The sequence below is a fragment of the Nostoc sp. JL23 genome, from assembly GCF_017115065.1.
Taxonomy (GTDB): Bacteria; Cyanobacteriota; Cyanobacteriia; order Cyanobacteriales; family Nostocaceae; genus Nostoc; species Nostoc punctiforme_A.
Genome location: NZ_JABXKN010000067.1, coordinates 80,314 through 98,984 on the forward strand (window position 1 = coordinate 80,314; position 18,671 = coordinate 98,984).

At 39.8% G+C, this 18,671-nt stretch carries 18 protein-coding genes and 1 pseudogene; 14 read left to right on the plus strand and 5 right to left on the minus strand.

Going from position 1 to position 18,671, the window contains the following annotated elements; genetic code table 11:
• Positions 1-105: 105 nt before the first annotated feature.
• Positions 106-1,095, minus strand: coding sequence for a DNA polymerase III subunit delta (holA, locus tag HWQ42_RS13660; RefSeq protein ID WP_292812815.1), 990 nt, complete (start codon positions 1,093-1,095; stop codon positions 106-108).
• 221 nt (positions 1,096-1,316) lie between these two features.
• On the opposite strand from holA, the gene HWQ42_RS13665 reads away from it, so the two are divergent.
• From HWQ42_RS13665 to HWQ42_RS13675, 3 genes are all read left to right on the plus strand, one after another.
• Positions 1,317-2,105: a DUF1868 domain-containing protein gene (locus HWQ42_RS13665; RefSeq protein ID WP_292812817.1), complete on the plus strand. Its 789-nt coding sequence runs from the start codon at positions 1,317-1,319 to the stop codon at positions 2,103-2,105.
• Between the two features lie 152 nt (positions 2,106-2,257).
• Complete coding sequence (locus tag HWQ42_RS13670) at positions 2,258-2,464, plus strand: hypothetical protein (RefSeq protein WP_292812820.1); 207 nt, start codon at positions 2,258-2,260, stop codon at positions 2,462-2,464.
• A gap of 41 nt (positions 2,465-2,505) precedes the next feature.
• A complete protein-coding gene (locus tag HWQ42_RS13675) occupies positions 2,506-2,955 on the plus strand; it encodes a PIN domain-containing protein (RefSeq protein WP_292812822.1) in 450 nt (149 codons plus the stop codon).
• Positions 2,956-3,098: 143 nt separating this feature from the next.
• Here HWQ42_RS13675 and HWQ42_RS13680 read toward each other — a convergent pair whose 3' ends face one another.
• Positions 3,099-3,884 (minus strand): RDD family protein, encoded by a 786-nt coding sequence (locus HWQ42_RS13680; protein ID WP_292812824.1) that lies wholly within the window; start codon positions 3,882-3,884, stop codon positions 3,099-3,101.
• Positions 3,885-3,929: 45 nt separating this feature from the next.
• Positions 3,930-4,775 (minus strand): hypothetical protein, encoded by an 846-nt coding sequence (locus HWQ42_RS13685; protein WP_292730755.1) that lies wholly within the window; start codon positions 4,773-4,775, stop codon positions 3,930-3,932.
• Between the two features lie 80 nt (positions 4,776-4,855).
• Between HWQ42_RS13685 and HWQ42_RS13690 the strand changes: the two genes are divergently transcribed.
• The 10 genes from HWQ42_RS13690 (at position 4,856) to HWQ42_RS13735 (ending at position 15,664) form a co-directional block, all read left to right on the plus strand.
• Positions 4,856-5,809 carry a stage II sporulation protein M gene (locus HWQ42_RS13690; RefSeq protein ID WP_292812827.1) on the plus strand — a complete coding sequence of 318 codons (954 nt, stop codon included), beginning with the start codon at positions 4,856-4,858 and terminating at the stop codon, positions 5,807-5,809.
• 136 nt (positions 5,810-5,945) lie between these two features.
• Positions 5,946-6,989, plus strand: coding sequence for a phosphate ABC transporter substrate-binding protein PstS (gene pstS, locus HWQ42_RS13695; RefSeq protein WP_292812829.1), 1,044 nt, complete (start codon positions 5,946-5,948; stop codon positions 6,987-6,989).
• Positions 6,990-7,169: 180 nt separating this feature from the next.
• Entirely contained in the window at positions 7,170-8,144 is a 975-nt protein-coding gene (pstC, locus tag HWQ42_RS13700) for a phosphate ABC transporter permease subunit PstC (RefSeq protein WP_292812832.1), read from the plus strand.
• Between the two features lie 77 nt (positions 8,145-8,221).
• Positions 8,222-9,103 (plus strand): phosphate ABC transporter permease PstA, encoded by an 882-nt coding sequence (pstA, locus tag HWQ42_RS13705; protein ID WP_292812834.1) that lies wholly within the window; start codon positions 8,222-8,224, stop codon positions 9,101-9,103.
• Between the two features lie 78 nt (positions 9,104-9,181).
• Positions 9,182-9,961 carry a phosphate ABC transporter ATP-binding protein PstB gene (gene pstB / locus HWQ42_RS13710; RefSeq protein ID WP_292812837.1) on the plus strand — a complete coding sequence of 260 codons (780 nt, stop codon included), beginning with the start codon at positions 9,182-9,184 and terminating at the stop codon, positions 9,959-9,961.
• A gap of 668 nt (positions 9,962-10,629) precedes the next feature.
• Positions 10,630-11,409 carry a phosphate ABC transporter ATP-binding protein gene (locus HWQ42_RS13715; protein WP_292812840.1) on the plus strand — a complete coding sequence of 260 codons (780 nt, stop codon included), beginning with the start codon at positions 10,630-10,632 and terminating at the stop codon, positions 11,407-11,409.
• A 354-nt stretch (positions 11,410-11,763) separates the two neighbouring features.
• Positions 11,764-12,891 carry an NYN domain-containing protein gene (locus tag HWQ42_RS13720; protein ID WP_292812843.1) on the plus strand — a complete coding sequence of 376 codons (1,128 nt, stop codon included), beginning with the start codon at positions 11,764-11,766 and terminating at the stop codon, positions 12,889-12,891.
• Positions 12,892-12,972: 81 nt separating this feature from the next.
• Positions 12,973-13,677 carry an SDR family oxidoreductase gene (locus HWQ42_RS13725; protein ID WP_292812846.1) on the plus strand — a complete coding sequence of 235 codons (705 nt, stop codon included), beginning with the start codon at positions 12,973-12,975 and terminating at the stop codon, positions 13,675-13,677.
• Positions 13,678-13,783: 106 nt separating this feature from the next.
• Positions 13,784-14,869 (plus strand): 4-hydroxyphenylpyruvate dioxygenase, encoded by a 1,086-nt coding sequence (hppD, locus tag HWQ42_RS13730; protein WP_292812849.1) that lies wholly within the window; start codon positions 13,784-13,786, stop codon positions 14,867-14,869.
• Positions 14,870-14,971: 102 nt separating this feature from the next.
• On the plus strand, positions 14,972-15,664 hold the full coding sequence (locus tag HWQ42_RS13735; RefSeq protein ID WP_292812851.1) for an HAD family hydrolase: 693 nt from the start codon (positions 14,972-14,974) through the stop codon (positions 15,662-15,664).
• A gap of 135 nt (positions 15,665-15,799) precedes the next feature.
• On the opposite strand, the gene HWQ42_RS13740 is transcribed toward HWQ42_RS13735, so the two are convergent.
• Positions 15,800-16,426, minus strand: a complete 627-nt coding sequence (locus tag HWQ42_RS13740; protein WP_292730775.1) for a CPP1-like family protein — start codon at positions 16,424-16,426, stop codon at positions 15,800-15,802.
• 649 nt (positions 16,427-17,075) lie between these two features.
• On the opposite strand from HWQ42_RS13740, the gene HWQ42_RS13745 reads away from it, so the two are divergent.
• Entirely contained in the window at positions 17,076-17,795 is a 720-nt protein-coding gene (locus HWQ42_RS13745) for a response regulator transcription factor (RefSeq protein WP_069071980.1), read from the plus strand.
• A 675-nt stretch (positions 17,796-18,470) separates the two neighbouring features.
• On the opposite strand, the pseudogene HWQ42_RS13750 reads toward HWQ42_RS13745, so the two are convergent.
• Positions 18,471-18,662: pseudogene (locus HWQ42_RS13750) on the minus strand (DUF2811 domain-containing protein); the annotation flags it as partial.
• Between the last annotated feature and the right edge of the window lie 9 nt (positions 18,663-18,671).

The following is an 18,671-nucleotide window of genomic DNA, read 5'->3' on the forward strand; positions in this document are numbered from 1 at the left end:
TGTGTGACACAAAACTACATCAGGGATATTATAAGAACTTTGAATTATTTTCAGAGTTGGAAGTTCCAGGAACTGTTCAATAGATCGAGCTTTTATATTTGATTGTCAATTTCCTCGGCATACTTGACAAAGTTCGATTACTTTAGTCTGGAGAGTTGACATTTCTGATGCTCCTTGCTTGAGGCTGACTTCTAATTCCAGCAGTAGGGGTAAGCAAGAGATTAACTGTTGCACAGAAAGCAGCTTGATTTCTTGCTGTAAGAAGTAAATCCGTTTGGGATTACCGATATCAGCGGCTTTAGCGATCGCTTGTTGATTCCGTTCCCCACTTTCTATCATAATCTTTACCCACAGCCAGGTGCGAAATTGTCCAATCAGCGTCGCAACTATCCGTAATCCCGGCTCGGAAGCATTGCTCAAATCTACCAGTGTTGTCAAAGCTTTAGCTGTATCTCCTGTTCTGATTGCTGCTGCTAATTGTAAGCTATTTTGAGTAGTATTTCTTACTAAATTCGTAACAGTATCTATGTCTAAAGGCTTATTGCTACCTTGGACATATAGCCGTAATTTCTCTAGCTCATTGTAAAGAAGGCGTGTATCATTGCCTACAGATTCTGCTAATAAATGGGAAGTATTGGCAGTCAGTTTCACACCCACAGTCTGGGCTGCTTGATTAACAGATTGCACCAGTAATTCTGTTTTCCAAGGGGGAATGAGGGGAAATTCTCGGAATTCGGTAGCAAACTGTTTTAACAATTTCGTGGATTTGAGGCGTTCATCTGGCTTATTGCGGCTGGTGAGCAATAAAAATGAGTTTTCGGGAATCACAGGTAGCGATCGCCCCAATTCTGCCAACACATTCTCTGGACAGTGCTGACACAGAGTAGTGTTTATCAGCCATACCAAGCGCCCACCAGCGCCAAAAGTAGGCGTCATGACCTGATTTAAGCCCTGGATAGTAGCATCAGCTTGATCTGGCGAGAATGCAGTGTAATTAAAACTTGTCCATTGGGGATCGAGGACGCGATCGCGCAAAAGTGCGATCGCCTTTTCCATCGCAAAATCATCCTCACCCCAGTAAACATAGATTGGCATAGATAAACCTCTTAGTAGATGGAGAATGGGCCATTAGGAGTGCTGAGTAAGGAGCTAGGAGTTAGGAGTTTTATTTACCCCTTTGTCCCCCTATCTCCCTCATCTCCCCACTCCCCACTCCCCACTTCCCACTTCCAAAAATTAAATACTTTTGAAATCATTCTCTTAATCAAGGTAATTTTCCCTAAAATCTATCAAGTGAGAGCATGAGGCTATGAAGATTGGACGACAACTATCAAACTTACTTAAATCGGTTAGCACGACTGACGCTACCAGAAGCCTACAGATCCCAAGCCCAGCATATTCAGGAATCTTCTAAATTTCAGCCACATTCTGGCTTGAGACAAGCAGCGTCCTTTCCTGGCTATACCATAATTACTCCGCCGGCAGAAGAAGAATCACAAAACTCTGCTTTTTATGCCAAATTACAGACTTACCAACAGGAACTTTTGCAGTTGCCTGTAAACCGTAATTTGATTGTACCTGTACCTCCTGCTAGCTTCCATCTGACTTTAGCGGATTTAATTTGGGACAATGCTTACCTTGATGCCTACGAAAAAAATCCTAAATTTGACGAGGAGTTACATTCTTGTTTAGCTGAAATGTTTCAGCAATATCAACAATTGATGACAAATAGGAATAATCCGATTAAATGGCAAATGCTGGGGCTGATACTGATGCCAAGAGCTATAGCCGTTTGTTTAGTACCTCAAGATCAACGCTGCTACGAGGAAATTATTCAATTTCGCCGAACAATTTATCAAAATCCCAAGTTAATTGCCTTGGGTATTGAGCAGCATTATCACTTCACAGCCCATATTACATTAGCCTATTTTGGGGAGGTTCCGTCTGACCTAGACCGCATAAGCTTCAGCACCATGCTTTCTCAATTGAATGAACAATGGCTGTTGAATTTGCCAGAATTTTTGATCGATCGTGTTGAATTGCGAAAGTTTGACAACATGACACGCTATTATCGTGAACCAGACTGGCCGATTTTAGCTTTTTAAGTAATTAGTTAGTAGTTAGTAGTCAGTAGTTTCCACTCACTCACTGACAACTTACTACTAATGATTAGTTATGTCTGCCTTTTTGAAAGAATTAGGATATACCCAAGAGTAAAGACGCTAAAATTTACAGATGTTGACAACGGGTTAGATTGATGAGTTCGTCACTCGAAAAAATTTTAAGCGAGATTGAGCAACTGACTCCAAAAGACCAATTGACGGTAATGGGGCATTTGGTAGAGCGCATAAAAAAGCATATTAACCAAGCCCAACCAAAACGCAAGTGGAGCGATTTGAAGGGTATGGCTCCCTATCCGCTATTGGGTGAGGATGCTCAGGAATGGGTTTCGCGGACTCGATAAGAAGGAGATGAGTATCGAGAACGTTTGTTGCAAGGAGAAGAATGAAGATTAGTGATGCATTAGCTAATGTTTCTCGCTTGTTTCTCGATACAGCACCCGTAATTTATTTTGTAGAACGCAATCCGCAGTTTGTGGATTTAGTCGATCCAATTTTTGAGCGATTGTCAACTGACATTACAGCAGTAGCATCTGGGATAACGTTATCAGAGTGCTTGGTAGGTGCTATACGTCTGGGGTTAGCTGACTTAGAGCAAGCTTTTGTCGATGTGTTGCAACAAGAACAAGTGGTTTTTGTGGAGATTAATGCTGCTATTGCGCCAGAAGCTGCGAGAATTCGGGTACGTTATAACCTTCAGTTACCCGATGCGTTGCAGGTGGCGGCGGCAATAATTGCTGGTTGTGAGGCGTTTTTGACCAATGATGCAGCTTTGAAGCGGGTAACGAAATTGAGGGTTTTGGTGGTGTGTGAGTTGGAAAGCCAGAACCCATAATTACGCGCTTGGCGATCGCTTACAGTGCTGGTTGAAGTGGTTAGCAGTAATTGTCTAAAATAATTAGCTCAAAGATAAATCCTATGATTTTGTCTTATAGGTAAACCTAGCTTTTTGTCAATGCTCTAAACAAAATCTTCAGCCTAAAATTTCGGTTGTTGATAACCGAGGTAAATTGCTTCTAAAAAAACATCAGGCGTAACAGCTTTTGGCAATTTTTCTAAATTAATAATAGCTTTAACTTGCTCGGCTAGCTTTAGAGATAGTGAAGCTCTTGCCTTTAACGACATTGCACCACGCCGCTGTAAATACTCACGAATAACTGCAAAATCATCTGGCATCAATGGTGATAAATCGGCAATCTGTACTAACTGTTCATGGAGTGTCTTTGCCTGTTCTGAAATTACCAATGTTGAAGATGCGGGGGGTGTTTGGGCTTGAATTACAATTGTGCCAGCAGCCAAATCACCTAAGCGCTTTTCGCGGCTACCCAGCATAATTAAAAAAGCACCTATAAACAAAGTTTCATCAAAGGGCCGCAGTAAAGCACGTAGCGTTGCTTGTTGTAGCCCGATCAGTCTACCATCATCTCGAACTACGCGAATTTTAGCAAAGCGTTTACCAGGAGTTTCCCCAAACCATAAGGTTTCAAAAAAGACAAAATAGCCGATGTAAATTGCAAAGGCGATAATGAAGAAAATTGCTAACAACCAAATATCTAAACTTGGTAAATTTTTAAAAAAGTATTCAACGAAATTTAACAGCTGTGTCGAGAAGACACTCCAAGTAAGGACAAACAGAAGCAAAGTTACACCCAACACCGTATAATCAATTAGGAGTGCCAAAGCCCGATTACCGATTCCCGCTAGAGTGAATTCCAACTCTACACTTTCTGGAGTCTGGAATGTGATGCGATTAAAAAAGCGCATATTTTAACTAATTCAAAATTAATAGAGTTGGATTAAGGTGTTGAGTTAACGAAAATCTTGCGAGGGAGGTTCTCGTAATTGTAAACCTAGACCTTCACGCCGACTACGCAAGTCCAAGTATAAAACAGCTTTTAGTGCTTGCCAAAATGGCATGACTAAAACTCCACCGATCAAGCTTCCAATCACAGAAATAAGATTAACAATCGAGTAAATAGCAGTACCAGGCTCAAGCCTGATTAGGAATAAGCTAGGTATATAGTTTAATACAAACACCAACGGCAATGTAACGATAAAACCAACTAAAACAATGCCTTGAATGCGAAATACTGAGGCTTTAGTTAACTCCCAACTTCTGGCAACACTTTCGCCACCATTGATATTTTCCTCAACCGCTAAGGGCACTTCAGCTACTATCCAACGGGAGTAGAACCAGGTTAGTCCTAACAGCACAAGAACTACCGTTACAATTCCTCCCACAATTATGACTGTAATACCTGTACTAACACCAAATATCCCTCCTAATACTCCTCCGATCAACGCACCTAGCACACCACCCACGATCGCTAATCCAATATAAATTATCAGTAAAGATATACCTACTTGGAAAGCAACTCTTAAAAAAGACCAAAGACGTGGATTAATATGGCTCCTGGCAGTTTGAACACCTTCAGGCTGGTAAATCAATTCTCCAAAAGCCAAGCGTGAAATTAGTCCAGAGATGGCTGCATATTTTGCCCAACCATACACAGGAACTAAAACCCACAAGTGAGCGATCGCAGCTAGGTTAAGATAAGTCTTCAAATGAGAACGATACAACCGTACCGCAGCACTGACAACGTTACCGATACTCAGTGGTTGTATCTGGCCGGAAGAGCCAAAGTTTTCAGACATAATGGTAAATTTCCCTTGAAATTACGGAGATGAATTTGAGGCTATCTTAAGCTAAGTTAAACTCAGTGTTCCCAAAATTCATGAATATTCAACGTTGGATTGCGCGACGAGAACCAAATTGGCAGCGTTTGGATGCCCTACTAAAGCAGATAGAAAAAAAAGGGTTAAAGTCCTTACGGGCAGCAGAAATTAGAGAGTTAGCGAGTTTATATCGTTCAGTCGCAGCAGATTTGGCACGTGCCCGCACTCAGCAAATCGGCAATACTTTGATCCAAAGTTTACAATCTTTAACAACTCGTGCCTATACGCAGATTTACCAAGGTTCCCGGCGACAGGAATGGCAGGCAATCCTAGAATTTTACCGCTGGGGATTACCATCTGTAGTCCAGAAAGCTTTTGTATACATTGCTATGGCAACGGCACTATTTTTACTAGGCGCACTAGTGGCTTGGTGGTATTCCTGGCAAAACCCCAGCTTTATGCCTTTAATCGTACCTGAAAGCTTGATTACCAAGGTGCGAGATGAGCATAAATTATGGATGGGTTCAATTGTCGGTGTTGAACCTCTGGCATCCAGCGGTATCATGATCAATAATCTATCAGTGTCTTTTGGGGCTGTTGCCGGTGGTATGACGGCTGGAGCATACACAGCCTATTTGATGGTATTTAATGGTTTATTAATTGGTGCTGTTAGTACTTTAGTTGGTCAAAATAATCTGGCTTATCCTTTTTGGGCCTTTGTGTTTCCGCATGGTTCTTTAGAATTACCCGCGATCTTTTTTGCTGGAGGTGCGGGATTTTTATTAGCAAGAGCAATTTTATTTCCTGGTAAATATCGCCGTGGGGATGCACTGAAATTCTATGGTTATCAGGCGGTGCAGCTAGTATTTGGGATTGTACCAATGTTGATTATTGCTGGTGCGATCGAAGGCTTTTTCTCCCCTAATCCTAATGTACCCGATGCAATTAAATATTTGGCAGGAATAGGATTATTTATACTTTTAGTGCTGTATTGTAACCGGAAGCAAACATAAAAAATATTTTAATTGAATATTTAAACACATCTTAATTTCTTGCTTATCAATTGTTAAATAAGCTTTAACCATACAAAATGTAGCCTATTTAAGACTGGAATTACAGCAGTAAAATACTCCTGGGATCAGAGATAATATGATTTTTTCGACCGCCATATTGAATCGTGTCGTTGCTACTTCAATGGTGACAACTTCTGTTGCACTTAGTCCATTTTTTGGTGCGATCGCACAAGCTGAAACTCTAAATGGTGCAGGAGCAACTTTCCCGGCTCCGCTTTACGAACGCTATGCTCGTGAAGTAAAGAAGAAATATCCAGACTTGAAAATTAACTACCAAGCAATTGGTAGTGGCGGCGGTATTCGTCAAGTCATCGCTGGAACCGTTGACTTTGGTGGTAGTGATGCTGCAATGAAAGATGATGAAATTGCTAAAGTCAAGAATGGTGTAATCTTAGTACCTACAGCAGGCGGTGCTGTTTCTGTTGTTTACAATCTTCCAGGCGTTAACGATCTCAAATTATCCCGCGCTACACTACCAGCAATTTATTCAGGTCAAATTACCAAATGGAATGACACGAAAATTAAAGCTGATAATCCAGGCGCTAATCTACCAAATCAAACAATTAAATTTGCTGTTCGTGCTGATGGTAGCGGTACAACTTTCATTTTTACTAATCACTTGAGTGCCATCAGTGGTTATTTTAAAGGCAGAGTTGGAACTAATACTGCTCCAAAATGGAATCTGCCAAATGTCCTTAAAGGCAAAGGCAATCCAGGCGTAGCTGCTATAGTAGCTCGTACTCCTGGTTCTATTGGTTATGTTGAATATAGCTACGCTGTCCAAAATAATCTGAAATCAGCATTGGTACAAAATAAGAACGGAGAATTTGTTGCTCCTTCTTTAGAATCTGCAAATGCAGCTTTATCAACTGTCACTTTTCCAGACAACTACCGCGTTTTTATAGGAGATCCAGGACAAGGTTATCCCATTGTCGGTCTTACTTGGATGATGGTTTACAAACAGTATGCTAATGCTGCGAAAGCTGATGCAATTAAGAAATGGATTAATTGGGTATTGAAAGACGGTCAACAGTATAACGATGACCTTAACTACACCAAAATTCCATCGGATGTAGCAAATCGAGTGCTTCAGACAGTAAATGGCTCTGTCAAGCCTTAATTTGTAATTTTTATAAATTACGCAAAAGAGATGCCCTAATTCCCTTAAAAAGGGAAGAGTGCTTTGAATATATCCCCCTTTTAAAAAATTTAGGGGGATTATTTTACTACTTTCTTCCCTAATAGACTGAGTTAATAACTCGCTCTACCAGTAATAAAAAATCTATTTTACTGATTTGTAATGGCAAATTTATCAGATGATTCAAATCTAGGCGATGAAAATTTCAATCTAACTACTACCAGCGGTACAAATTTCTGGTTTGACCAAGGTTTTACACGGTCAGTATACTTTTTTGCTGTGATTACCGTTGCAGTACTATTTTTGATGAGTTGGGTAATTTTATACGAAGCTCTACCAGCCATTAAGCATTTTGGAATGGGGTTTTTGTGGGGACAAGATTGGGATACAGGTAATCAGATTTTTGGTGCATTACCCTACATTTATGGAACTTTGGTAAGTAGTGCGATCGCTATTTTATTTGCTGTCCCAGTAGGAATAGCAGTAGCCTTAGTCACGAGTGAAAACTTTTTACCTAAATCGCTGGGAACCATCCTAGCATTTGTTGTTGAATTAATTGCCGCAATTCCCAGCGTAATTATTGGTTTATGGGCGATTTTTGTCTTTATTCCAGTTCTAGAACCTCTACAAAAATGGTTAGCCAGCACTTTTAAATGGATACCACTGTTTAATACAGAAGATCCTTCTGGGACTAATATGTTGACTGCTGGGGTTATTCTCGCCATCATGATTTTGCCCACAATGGCAGCAATTAGTCGTGATGTTTTAATGGCTATCCCTAAAGAATTACGTACCGCATCTATGGCTTTGGGTGGCACTCGTTGGGAAACAATTTTTCGAGTCTTGCTACTATCTGGGTTTTCTGGAATAGTAAGTGCAGCAATGCTTGCTTTAGGACGGGCTTTGGGTGAAACAATGGCCGTCACTATGGTGATTGGTAACTCTGCTCAAATCAGCGCTTCTTTACTCGATCCAGCTTATACAATTCCCTCTGTATTAGCTAATGAGTTTGCCGAAGCTGAACCGGGATTGCATATAGGTGCTTTAAGCTATTTAGCATTAATTTTATTTGGGTTAACTCTAACTGTAAATATTGGCGCTGTAATCTTGGTAAAGTGGGTTGGCAGGAAAAATTAATAACACTATCTCCCTTTAAAACCCTTATAAATATCTCAGTCTAAAAAGACAATTATAAATCAAAGTTTGTCAAACTTATGAGTGGTTACATTCAGTCAGAAGAAGAGGAATCTTTGGTAGCAGAATTATGCAGTCCTCTGCCAAAAGAGCGAGTAATATTTACATACTTAATGAATGCGATCGCCTTTGGTCTTACAGGTCTAGTACTCATTCCTTTATTATCAATTTTATGGGAAATTTTCATCCGGGGAATATCTGGACTCAAATCAGAAATGTTTCTCAAAGCAGTTATTGATAATGGCTTTGGCAATGCCATTTTGGGAACCATAATCATGGTGGTAATTGGTGCTATTTTAAGCATTCCCACAGGTATTATGACAGGAATTTTCTTAGCAGAATTTAATCAAACTAACCCAGCTGCTAGTATTGTTCGCTTTGTCACTAGTATTCTTACAGGCGTGCCTTCAATTGTTGTCGGCGTGTTTGCTTATGGTGTGATAGTTTTGGTAACTAAAGGATTTAGTGCGATCGCAGGTGGTTTTGCTTTAGCCGTGATTATGCTACCTGTAATTATATTGACAACCGAAGAATCCTTAAAGCTAATTCCCACATCTCAACGCCTCGCCTCTGCTGCTTTAGGTGGAACTCGCTTCCAAACTACTTTTCGCATTGTTGTAACTACTGCAATCCCTGGAATTACTACAGGCATTTTATTAGCTGTAGCTCGTGCGGCTGGTGAAACAGCACCCTTAATTTTTACCGCTTTATTTAGTCTAGATTGGTCAGAAGGATTGTTAAGTCCCACAGCTTCTTTACCAGTATTGATTTTCAACCTCTACAACGACCCCGACCCCCAAAAAAGTCAATTGGTATGGACTACTTCTATAGTTCTACTTGCCTTAATTTTATGTGTCAGTATTCTCTCTCGCTTAGTTATTAGGCAGAGAAAAATAAATTGAAGAATAATTCATACTGAATTCTGAATTCTGACTCCTGAATTCTGTTTTTATAATTTTTATTTCGCACCTTAAGCAAGCATGAGTAACCTAATTCCAGCTATCAAAGTTAAAAATATCAGCTTTTACTATGGCACAACAAAAGCAATTGAAAAGGTGTCAATAGATATTTATCAAAAACAAGTAACCGCAATTATTGGCCCTAGTGGTTGTGGTAAATCTACCTTCATCAAAATTCTTAATCGCATTAGCGAATTAGAAGGGCCTGTGAAAATTGAAGGAGATGTAGAATTTTTTGGTCAGAATATTTACGATCGTCGTGTCAACATCAATCGGTTACGCCGCCAAATTGGTATGGTGTTTCAAAAACCAAATCCTTTTGGGATAAGCATTTACGAAAATGTTGCCTACGGGATGAGAATAGCAGGCAGATATTCAAAATTAGAATTAGATGAAATTGTTGAATCTGCCCTTAAAAGCGCTGCTCTTTGGGATGAAGTGAAAGATAAGCTCGATAAATCAGCTTTAGGGCTTTCTGGTGGTCAGCAACAAAGATTATGTATTGCCCGCGCTTTAGCAGTCAAGCCGAAAGTTTTGCTGATGGATGAGCCTTGCTCCGCTCTTGACCCCATTGCCACTATGAAAGTTGAGGAACTACTCCACAGTTTACAGTCTGAGTTGACAATTGCGATCGTTACTCATAATATGCAGCAAGCCGCTCGCGTCTCTGATTTTACGGCTTTCTTTAGCACCGATGAAAGTCGGATTGGTCAAATGGTTGAATTTGGCGCTACAGAGCAAATCTTTAAGAACCCATTAGACCCCCGCACCCGCGACTACATTTCAGGACGTTTCGGTTAAGATACTTTCAAGCGTGACTTATTGATTTTTGTCAATCTAGCTTGCACTAGAAGATATTCATAAAATGTAGTGTAAAAAAGTTACTCCTCACTATTTATGAGAAATATACAGCAATACAGTTCAGTTAAGCCTAAAACTCAACTTCTACGTAGGTTGGCTTGAGGAACGAAACCCAACACTTCCTTGACTTTGTTGGGTTTCACTTCGTTCTACCCAACCTATAATTTTCTTAACCTAACGGTATTGAAATATACAGCATAATTCAGAATGGGCTACGCCCCGCTGCGCTAACAGGAGTAAAACACGCTTTATATCTGGGTAATAGACTTAGCTTGTGTACCTCACCAAATTGCAATCTGCTGTATGATATTCATATTTTGTTTTGATTTCTACATAGCTATTTTAAATCGAACTAGACCTAATCCTTTTTCATCAGAAAGGATGCTATATCAGTCAAGGTGCAAAAGATGGGTATAAAAAGTCTGTAAAAAATAAATTTTGGAACACAGTCTTGATACAAATATCTAATAACACTTTATTTGCTGTATGACTACTGTAGAGCTACGTAATTTCCATGAATATCTCGTTTTAGCAGTAACATAGTGAAACAGCATTGCTGATTTGTACTGTTTTACTTAATCAAGTTTTATTTCATACGTTTTAGGAATATGAGTAAACTAATTCCAGCCATCAGAGTCAAAAACTTCAGCTTCTCTTACGACACTCAAAAGATAGTTGAAGGCGTGTCAATGGATATTTACCAAAACCAAGTCACGGCAATTATTGGTTCTAGTGGTTGTGGGAAGTCTACTTTTCTTAAATCGTTAAATCGCATGAGTGAATTAGAAGCAGAAGTAAAGGTTGAAGGAAAAGTAGAATTTTTTGGTCAGAGTATTTATGAGCGTCGTGTCAACATCAATCGCTTACGTCGCCAAGTTAGTATGGTTTTTCCCAAACCAAATCTTTTTCCCATGAGCGTTTACGATAATGTTGCTTATGGGGTGAAGTTAGTTGGATGGCATCCGAAAGTAGAATTAGATGGAATTGTTGAATCTGCCATCAAAGCTGCCGAACTTTGGGATGAAGTGAAAAATAAGCTGCACAAATCTGCTTTAGACCTTTCTGGTGGTCAACAGCAAAGATTATGTATTGCCCGTGCTTTAGCGGTCAAGCCGAATGTTCTTTTGATGGATGAGCCTTGTTCAGGCCTCGATCCTATGGGTAGTATAAAAATTGAGAATTTGATCCATAATTTGCGTTCTGAGTTGACAATTGTGATTGTTACTCACAATATGCAGCAAGTTACTCGCCTATCTGATTTTACGGCTTTCTTTTATAGTAATGAAAATCGTATTACTCAAATGGTTGAATTTGGTACTACAAATAAAATCTTTACTAACCCTGTGGATTCTCGCACCCGCGACTATGTTTTTGCTCGCGTCGGTTGAAGCGCTTCTTAAATTCTAGCTATTCAGAGGGTTAATACATAGTACAAGCGGAAATGAGGGGTTAAATTGAATTTCCGCTTGCTTTAAGTTTTTCTGGTGTTGGGCAATGCAGTCTGATATTGACAGTATTTTTTTATACTATATATTTAAAGACAAGTATTTGCTCTAGACCACCTGAATCATAAAATGAAATGTCCCCGGTGCGAATCTACTTCATGTCGTCAAAATGGTCGTCGGAATGACAAGCAGAATTACCTCTGCAAAAATTGTGGTAAACAATTCCTTGAGCCTGCATTCCCTCATTCCTTGGAAAGTGACTTGCTTTCTAACAGCGACGGGCACAGTAAAGTATCTATGACTGAAGCGACAGAACTTTCTTTAATGAAAAACCTGCTAGAAGAAAAAGTCACAGAGAAAATTATTGGCTCTTTGAGTTTGACATTAGCTGAAGAATTGCTGCAAACTATATTATCGCCTGATTGGCTAGAATCTGCTATATTCAGCCAATTTATCCTGAAAATTCAACAAAAAGCTGAAATTAAACATCAACTAGAAACAGGAATTTCACTTCTGCTTTTGGATGCAGAAAACTTAAAATTAGATGTGAATTCAGAATTATTTTTAGCTAATGTCTGTAAGTATCCTCTCCAAGTTAAAATGGCATTTGCTAACTGGAAAAATTCCAGTATTGGAAAGCAAGATATTGAACTATATAACCGTGGTTATCAACTTGTCCATGTGCCGGAAGGTAAGGATAGTGCTGATGCAAAAATGATCGCATTTGGTGCTTGTGTTTTACGCTTTTATCCAAGAGTTAAAGAAATCTTGGTCTGTTCTAGTGATGGAATTTTAATCCACCTCTGTAACGAACTCCAAAATCAAGGACTGATTGTCTATTGGGTACGTAGACAAGGACAAAATTTGCATATAGAAAACAGAAATACTGGCAAATTAACTCATTATTCTTTAGCAATCGCAACAGAAGTTACATCCTTAGAAAAAGTGGTTGATACAATTCAACATTTAATTAAAAGTGAACATGAATCAATAAATGCTCGATTAAACAGTTTAGTCGCTGTTGCCACTTTATTTCAAGAAAAATGTGATATCAAAGATATCAATATTAAACATAATCCAAATAAACCAGAATTGGATAAAATAATCCCTGTTTTAGATAGCTCTTTCACAAAAGATATTCAAGAACCAATAAAAGAAGATTTTGCAAAAGTTTCTAATGAAAAAACTTTAAATAAATTACTATTAAAAACTATTCAAGATATCAAAAAAAAATCTCCTAAAACTAAATTATCTGTGTCCCAATTAGGTACAGAGATACGGAAAATAACCGGAGAATCTCCTAATTCAATTATTAAAAAATTAAAGTTAGGTTCTAGTTTTGCTAAATATTTAGAATCATCTCCTACATTTACATTAAAGGCGAGTGGCAAGGAATATGAAGTAATGCCGCTACTCTCCGAATAGATACTTTCTGGATGTTTACGTATAACCTGAGCCTGTAATTCTGTATTATGTAAAAAGATATAAAGAAATGTAAATAATATAATGCAGGATAAAGTTGTTGTTATTGTCGGTGCTACTGGTGGTATTGGTTCAGCTTTAACACAAAAACTTGTGCCTACCGGAGTTCGGTTGGTACTGGCTGCCAGAGATGCGGTGCGTTTAACCACATTGGCTGCTGATTTACCAGGACAAGTTTTGACTGTTCCCACTGATATTACTGACCCCAAACAGGTAGATACTTTGATAGAAAAGACGATCGCTGAGTTTGGTCAAATTGATATTTTAGTGAATGCAGCTGGTGCTGGTATACTCAAACCCTACAACAGCCTGGAACCTGCTGATTTAGACAAGATGTTAGATGTCAACTTAAAAGGCAGCTTTTACACCACTCAGGCGGCTGCTGAAGAGATGCAAAAGCGCAAGTCTGGTCACATCTGTAATGTGGTAGGAATTCTGGGCAAGCATTCGATGGGGATGGCGGCAGCTTATTCGGCTTCTAAGTTTGGTGTTGTCGGTTTTAGCAAGTGCATGGCAGAAGAACTCAAGCGTTTTGGTATCAAGTTCACGCTATTCTACTTTGGTGGGGTAGATTCTCCTTTTTGGGATAATGTCAACCTAAAAGTAGACCGGAAAAAAATGCTCAGTCCTGAAACTGCTGCCAATGCGATTTTCTTTGCTCTTTCTGCCGAACCGCAAGCTGTACCAATGGAAATTAATATTCAACCTGATAGTCATCTGTTCTTTTAAAGGGGGAGTACGTGTACATAATTCTTGCTTAGGAAGGACGTGAAAATCTAGCAAAAAAGGCAAAATTTACAGATATATAAACTGTTATGCTGGATTTTCAATATCTATGAAAATTGATCACGTTCATTTCTATGTAGAAGACGCCAAAGTATGGCGAGATTGGTTTGTACGCCATCTTGGTTTTCAAGCAGTAACCGATCGCATCAGTTCATTTCACACTTGTACAGAAGTGGTGAAAAATGGTGATGTCTGCTTTTTTCTGTCTTCACCACTGTTGCCTACAAGTCCAGTAGCGGAATTTCTGCGTCAATATCCACCTGGTGTGGCAGATGTCGCTTTTGCTGTCGAAGATGTCGAAGGCGCGATCGCACAAGCTCAAAAACACGGTGCTACAATCCTACAACCCATCCAAGAACGCCAGGTAGGTACGGCGTTCATCAAATGTGGCAAAATTGCTGCCTGGGGTGGACTGACTCATACATTGATCGAAAGGTCATTTGTCATTTGTCCGTCGTCATTTGTAACTAACACAAATGACAAAGGACAAATGACAAATGACAACACTTTTACCGCCATAGATCACGTAGTGCTAAACGTGGCAGTTGGTGAATTAGATCGTGCTGTGGCTTGGTACGAAAAAATCCTAGATTTTCAACCCCAGCAGGCGTTTAAAATTAAAACCAATCGCTCTGCTTTACACAGCCAGGTGATGGTTTCACATAATGGTAGCGTCCAATTGCCAATTAATGAACCAGCTTCTAGAAATTCTCAAATTCAGGAATTTCTAGATGTCAATCGGGGGCCAGGAATTCAACATATTGCCTTGCGGACAACTAATCTTGTGAGTGCGATCGCTAAATTTCGTGCCAGTGGTTTATCCTTACTCTCGGTTCCCCAAACCTATTACTCGCAGCTAAAACAGCGTCCAGGACTCACGCTATCACCCTTAGAATTAGAAGCGATCGCTCAACAAGAAATTCTCGTAGACTGGCAAGAATATACTTCTTTAGAGGGAGGAAATACTGCACCCTTATTACTACAAATTTTCACTCAGCCCATTTTTGAACAGCCAACATTTTTCTTTGAATTTATTGAACGCCGTTTCCAAGCTCAAGGTTTTGGCGAAGGTAACTTTCGCGCCTTATTTGAAGCCATTGAAAGCGAACAAATTAAACGCGGTACTTTACAATGATGCCTGAGTACAAAATCTCAATTTAAATTAGCTAAACTTGATAGTCTCCAAAAATAGCCATACATCTGAGATAATTTTAATAAAAATTAACATTTTCCGCCGATGCTAAGACTGATTACTGACTTCGACGGCCCAATTATTGATGTTTCAGAACGGTACTATCATGTTTATCAATTCTGCTTGGAGAAAACCCGTCGCCCAAGCCAAGTAGTACAAGAACTTCCGAAAGCGGAATTTTGGGAGTTAAAGCGATCGCGTGTTCCTGAAAAACAAATCGCCTTAAATTCTGGGTTAGACGAAGCCCAAGCTCAAGAATTCGCCCAACTAAGGCGACAAACGGTGCATACAGAAGCTTATTTTAACTATGATACTCTCGCACCTGGTGCTGTGGATGCACTGTTAAAAATTCAAGAAGCTGGAATTGATTTGGCAGTTATGACCATGCGTCGAGTTCGGGAACTAGATTATGCTTTTAAAAAATACGATTTAGGTAAATTTTTCCCGGAAAATCGCTGTTATTGCCTGAGTAACGACTACGTTAAAACTCGCGATATTGAAGATAAGCCCTTATTAATGGCTAAGGCATTAAAAGAACTGCCCCCGGCTGCTGATACCTGGATGGTGGGAGATACGGAAGCCGATATCACCGCTGCGAAAAATTATGGAATTAAGGTGATGGCTGTAGAATCTGGGATTCGCGATCGCACCCAACTAGAACTTTACCACCCCGACTTAATTGTTCAGGATTTCAGCACTGCTGTAGATATAGTTCTAAAACCTAAATATCTTGTCTAAAAAGACTCTGTAGAAGCAATTCAGGTTGCAAATTAAAATAGGAGTCAGAATAGCTATTCTGACTCCTGACTTTTTATCTCAGAAGAACACACATAAACCATGTCTTCTTTATAGAAACCTGCTTACGAGAGTGGTTTACCGTAGAAAACTACTAACTAACCACAACAATATAAACGTCACTACAGTAGAGAACTGATTCGTTTCCAGACTGATAAATGATATTTGTGGTAAGAGCCAGCTAGCAACTAGTCCCCCAGCAATTAGGCCAATTATTAAACTGACCAGGGTGAACAAAACTGCACGGCCAAATTTGCCTTCCTTGCGATTGAGAAAGTAAATACTAGTGCCTACGCCAACCACCAATGCTAACTGCAAAACCTGATCGCCCCCCTCTGGATAGAACAGGCTAATAGAACTCAAACCGAGAAACCAAGCTCCTGGTAAGAGTATATCCGCAGGTGCTGGCTGATCCAGCATCCGTTGCAGCCATGCAGGTGACTGCTCGCGAGGGGTTGGACTTTCTTTGGGAGGCGATTGCACTCGCAACTCTGGAAACCGTATCCGCTCAGGGACTTTGATTTTACCTTCCTGGCGCATCCGTAAGCGATCCATTAAAATCGCATCGTAAGCAGCCTCAATTACTTCTAAATGCTTGGCATCGCCATTATGTTGCTCGAATAGGCGATTACGAGCATCCTGAATTTCATCGAAGCTAGCCTCTTCTGATACCCCAAGTTTTTCGTAGGGATTTTGATCGCTCATGGGAGTTTGTTACTTCAGCCTCAATCAGCGGCAGTCTTTTATCGAATAAAAAACAGCTTTAGGTTTTATTTTGATCGAAACTAAAGTCTCGATCTATTTATATGCCCTAACAGGATAGTAGCACGGGTTAGTTTGATCGACTTTGTAATTTCAACTATAGTAACTTTAACATATCGCTATAACTCCGTGTATACCCTCATGTCGTTGTCTAATTCTGGCTCTAATCTAGAATTTGAACGGAGAGTACCTAAAATTCATGTTTTTTATGAAGAAATCAAGTTTACTGTTTCAAATTTGGCAACTTACTGTGCCCTAAAAGACTTTTTTTTAATTATACTGAATAATCGCTTGTGGTATATATCCACATATCGATTTAAAATTGAAACGTTTTAAGTTACCACCTAACTGGGATCAAGAAGGTGTCTTGCTATCAAGAACGGTTGCAGTTAAAGTCAGAGCGCTTATATACTGTTGGCTAACAGAAGTTTCGCCTTCTGATTACCCACAATCCTGATTAGAGTATTTATTTTTGAGCGATCGGGATTGTTATACCGTAGCCATGTAGATTCTTAGTTAGCCCTAAAGTGGCAACTGCGTTTTTACGCAATTCTCTTGTTAATCTTACGAATTTTTGTGCAAAGTAATGGTCATGGCTCCTGCCAAGATTCTTGTAGTTGACGACGACCCTGCGGTTCGGAATTTAATCCAACGCTTTTTAATTAAGCAGAACTATCAGGTGGAGGCTGCCGAAGATGGAAAGACAGCCTTAACTCTATTTGAGCAATTTAACCCTGATTTGGTGATTCTGGATGTGAATCTACCAGATGTCACAGGGTTTAACCTCTGCCAAGAGATGCAAAGTCGTAATGGTGTTTTTGTTTTGATGTTGACTAGCCGTGCTGACGAAGCCGACAAAATTCGCGGCTTTGCTAAAGGTGCTGACGACTATCTCACCAAGCCTTTTGGGCTAGGAGAGCTAGAAGTGAGAGTTGGAGCTATTTTGAGGCGTCAGCGAGTGATAACTACTGCCGAGCAGAAACGCTTGGTATTTGAAAAACTTATGATTGATCCAGTGCGACGGGAGGTAGCACTTAATAATCAAGCAGTACCCTTAACTGCTCTGGAATTTGACTTGTTGCATTTTTTAGCTAGTCATCCAGGCCGAGTTTGGCGGCGGGCAGAACTAATCCAAGAGGTGTGGGATTATGAATATGTCGGCGACCAGCGGGTTGTAGATGTTCATATTGGCCAAATTCGCAAGAAGATTGAAATTGATGCTAGTCAGCCAGCATTAATTCAAACTGTACGTGGCGTAGGCTATAAATTTGAATCTCCTGCTCATCCCCAGCATTTGGAAGCCAAGTCCTAAGTTTATAGTCTAGAGTTTTTTAACTCTTGACTGTTGACTTTTGGGGTAGTGGTTGATGAATTTTCTTGGTTTTAGTAACAGACAAATTTAGATAATCAAAATAAGTAGATATTCCTCAAATACACGCCAAACAGTGATTTGAGATATTTATTTATCTATTTAAGATAGTGGACAGTGGAGAGAGTCCACTGGAAAATATTTCTTGGTATGTTACCGTTTTGGTAAATATAACGGTGCTGAGATTGGAGTTCATAAGGCAGATAGCTGTGCATTGGTGTCAACTTCAGCTAAAGTCCCCTTAAAACCACGTTTAGTAGCCTCTGTCTGAAAATACTGCTATTGGGCTGCTGCTGTAAGCCAGGGAGGCGGCAGTCTCACAACAGGTATCCCAGTCGGAGACTGAGAACAAAGGTAAATTCCGCCTTATTACCAACTAGTTTTGGCAATAATTAAGAGAAACTATTAAAACTTTTTTATGGATCGGAATCTACCGATCTTTTTTATTTTAATATTGCCGATCGCTATTAGCTTAAAATCCCGTTAATGGGGCACGGTATGACGTGCCCCATAATAGATAGGGAGATAGGGTAATAACGCCCTTCATACCAGTACCTATGGGGTGTCTAGTAAATTAGCTGTTGCTGGTGAGTCGGTACAGGGCATTTCTACTGAGGAGTGGTGGAACAAAGTTTCCAGATAGACTCGTGCAGCACGGCGATCGCTATCTCCATTTTGGAGTAAAAACAATGATAGCGCCGCCGTCAATACTCTGTTTTCATCCCAATCGGGATGGGTTTCTAAGTAGTTTTTTAAGGATTCGTGGAGTGTTTCAGGAATTTCTGTAAAGATGCTAACCGTTGATTTCATGAGATTTTC

What these genes read in the sequence shown, in the direction of transcription:
- pstS (WP_292812829.1), top strand. Translation starts at nt 5,946, where the DNA reads ATGATTTTTTCGACCGCCATATTGAATCGTGTCGTTGCTACTTCAATG.
- pstC (WP_292812832.1), top strand. Translation starts at nt 7,170, where the DNA reads ATGGCAAATTTATCAGATGATTCAAATCTAGGCGATGAAAATTTCAAT.
- HWQ42_RS13690 (WP_292812827.1), top strand. Translation starts at nt 4,856, where the DNA reads ATGAATATTCAACGTTGGATTGCGCGACGAGAACCAAATTGGCAGCGT.
- HWQ42_RS13735 (WP_292812851.1), top strand. Translation starts at nt 14,972, where the DNA reads ATGCTAAGACTGATTACTGACTTCGACGGCCCAATTATTGATGTTTCA.
- HWQ42_RS13675 (WP_292812822.1), top strand. Translation starts at nt 2,506, where the DNA reads ATGAAGATTAGTGATGCATTAGCTAATGTTTCTCGCTTGTTTCTCGAT.
- holA (WP_292812815.1), bottom strand. Translation starts at nt 1,095, where the DNA reads ATGCCAATCTATGTTTACTGGGGTGAGGATGATTTTGCGATGGAAAAG.
- HWQ42_RS13680 (WP_292812824.1), bottom strand. Translation starts at nt 3,884, where the DNA reads ATGCGCTTTTTTAATCGCATCACATTCCAGACTCCAGAAAGTGTAGAG.
- pstB (WP_292812837.1), top strand. Translation starts at nt 9,182, where the DNA reads ATGAGTAACCTAATTCCAGCTATCAAAGTTAAAAATATCAGCTTTTAC.
- HWQ42_RS13670 (WP_292812820.1), top strand. Translation starts at nt 2,258, where the DNA reads ATGAGTTCGTCACTCGAAAAAATTTTAAGCGAGATTGAGCAACTGACT.
- HWQ42_RS13685 (WP_292730755.1), bottom strand. Translation starts at nt 4,775, where the DNA reads ATGTCTGAAAACTTTGGCTCTTCCGGCCAGATACAACCACTGAGTATC.
- HWQ42_RS13720 (WP_292812843.1), top strand. Translation starts at nt 11,764, where the DNA reads ATGACTGAAGCGACAGAACTTTCTTTAATGAAAAACCTGCTAGAAGAA.
- HWQ42_RS13745 (WP_069071980.1), top strand. Translation starts at nt 17,076, where the DNA reads ATGGCTCCTGCCAAGATTCTTGTAGTTGACGACGACCCTGCGGTTCGG.
- HWQ42_RS13715 (WP_292812840.1), top strand. Translation starts at nt 10,630, where the DNA reads ATGAGTAAACTAATTCCAGCCATCAGAGTCAAAAACTTCAGCTTCTCT.
- pstA (WP_292812834.1), top strand. Translation starts at nt 8,222, where the DNA reads ATGAGTGGTTACATTCAGTCAGAAGAAGAGGAATCTTTGGTAGCAGAA.
- hppD (WP_292812849.1), top strand. Translation starts at nt 13,784, where the DNA reads ATGAAAATTGATCACGTTCATTTCTATGTAGAAGACGCCAAAGTATGG.
- HWQ42_RS13740 (WP_292730775.1), bottom strand. Translation starts at nt 16,426, where the DNA reads ATGAGCGATCAAAATCCCTACGAAAAACTTGGGGTATCAGAAGAGGCT.
- HWQ42_RS13725 (WP_292812846.1), top strand. Translation starts at nt 12,973, where the DNA reads ATGCAGGATAAAGTTGTTGTTATTGTCGGTGCTACTGGTGGTATTGGT.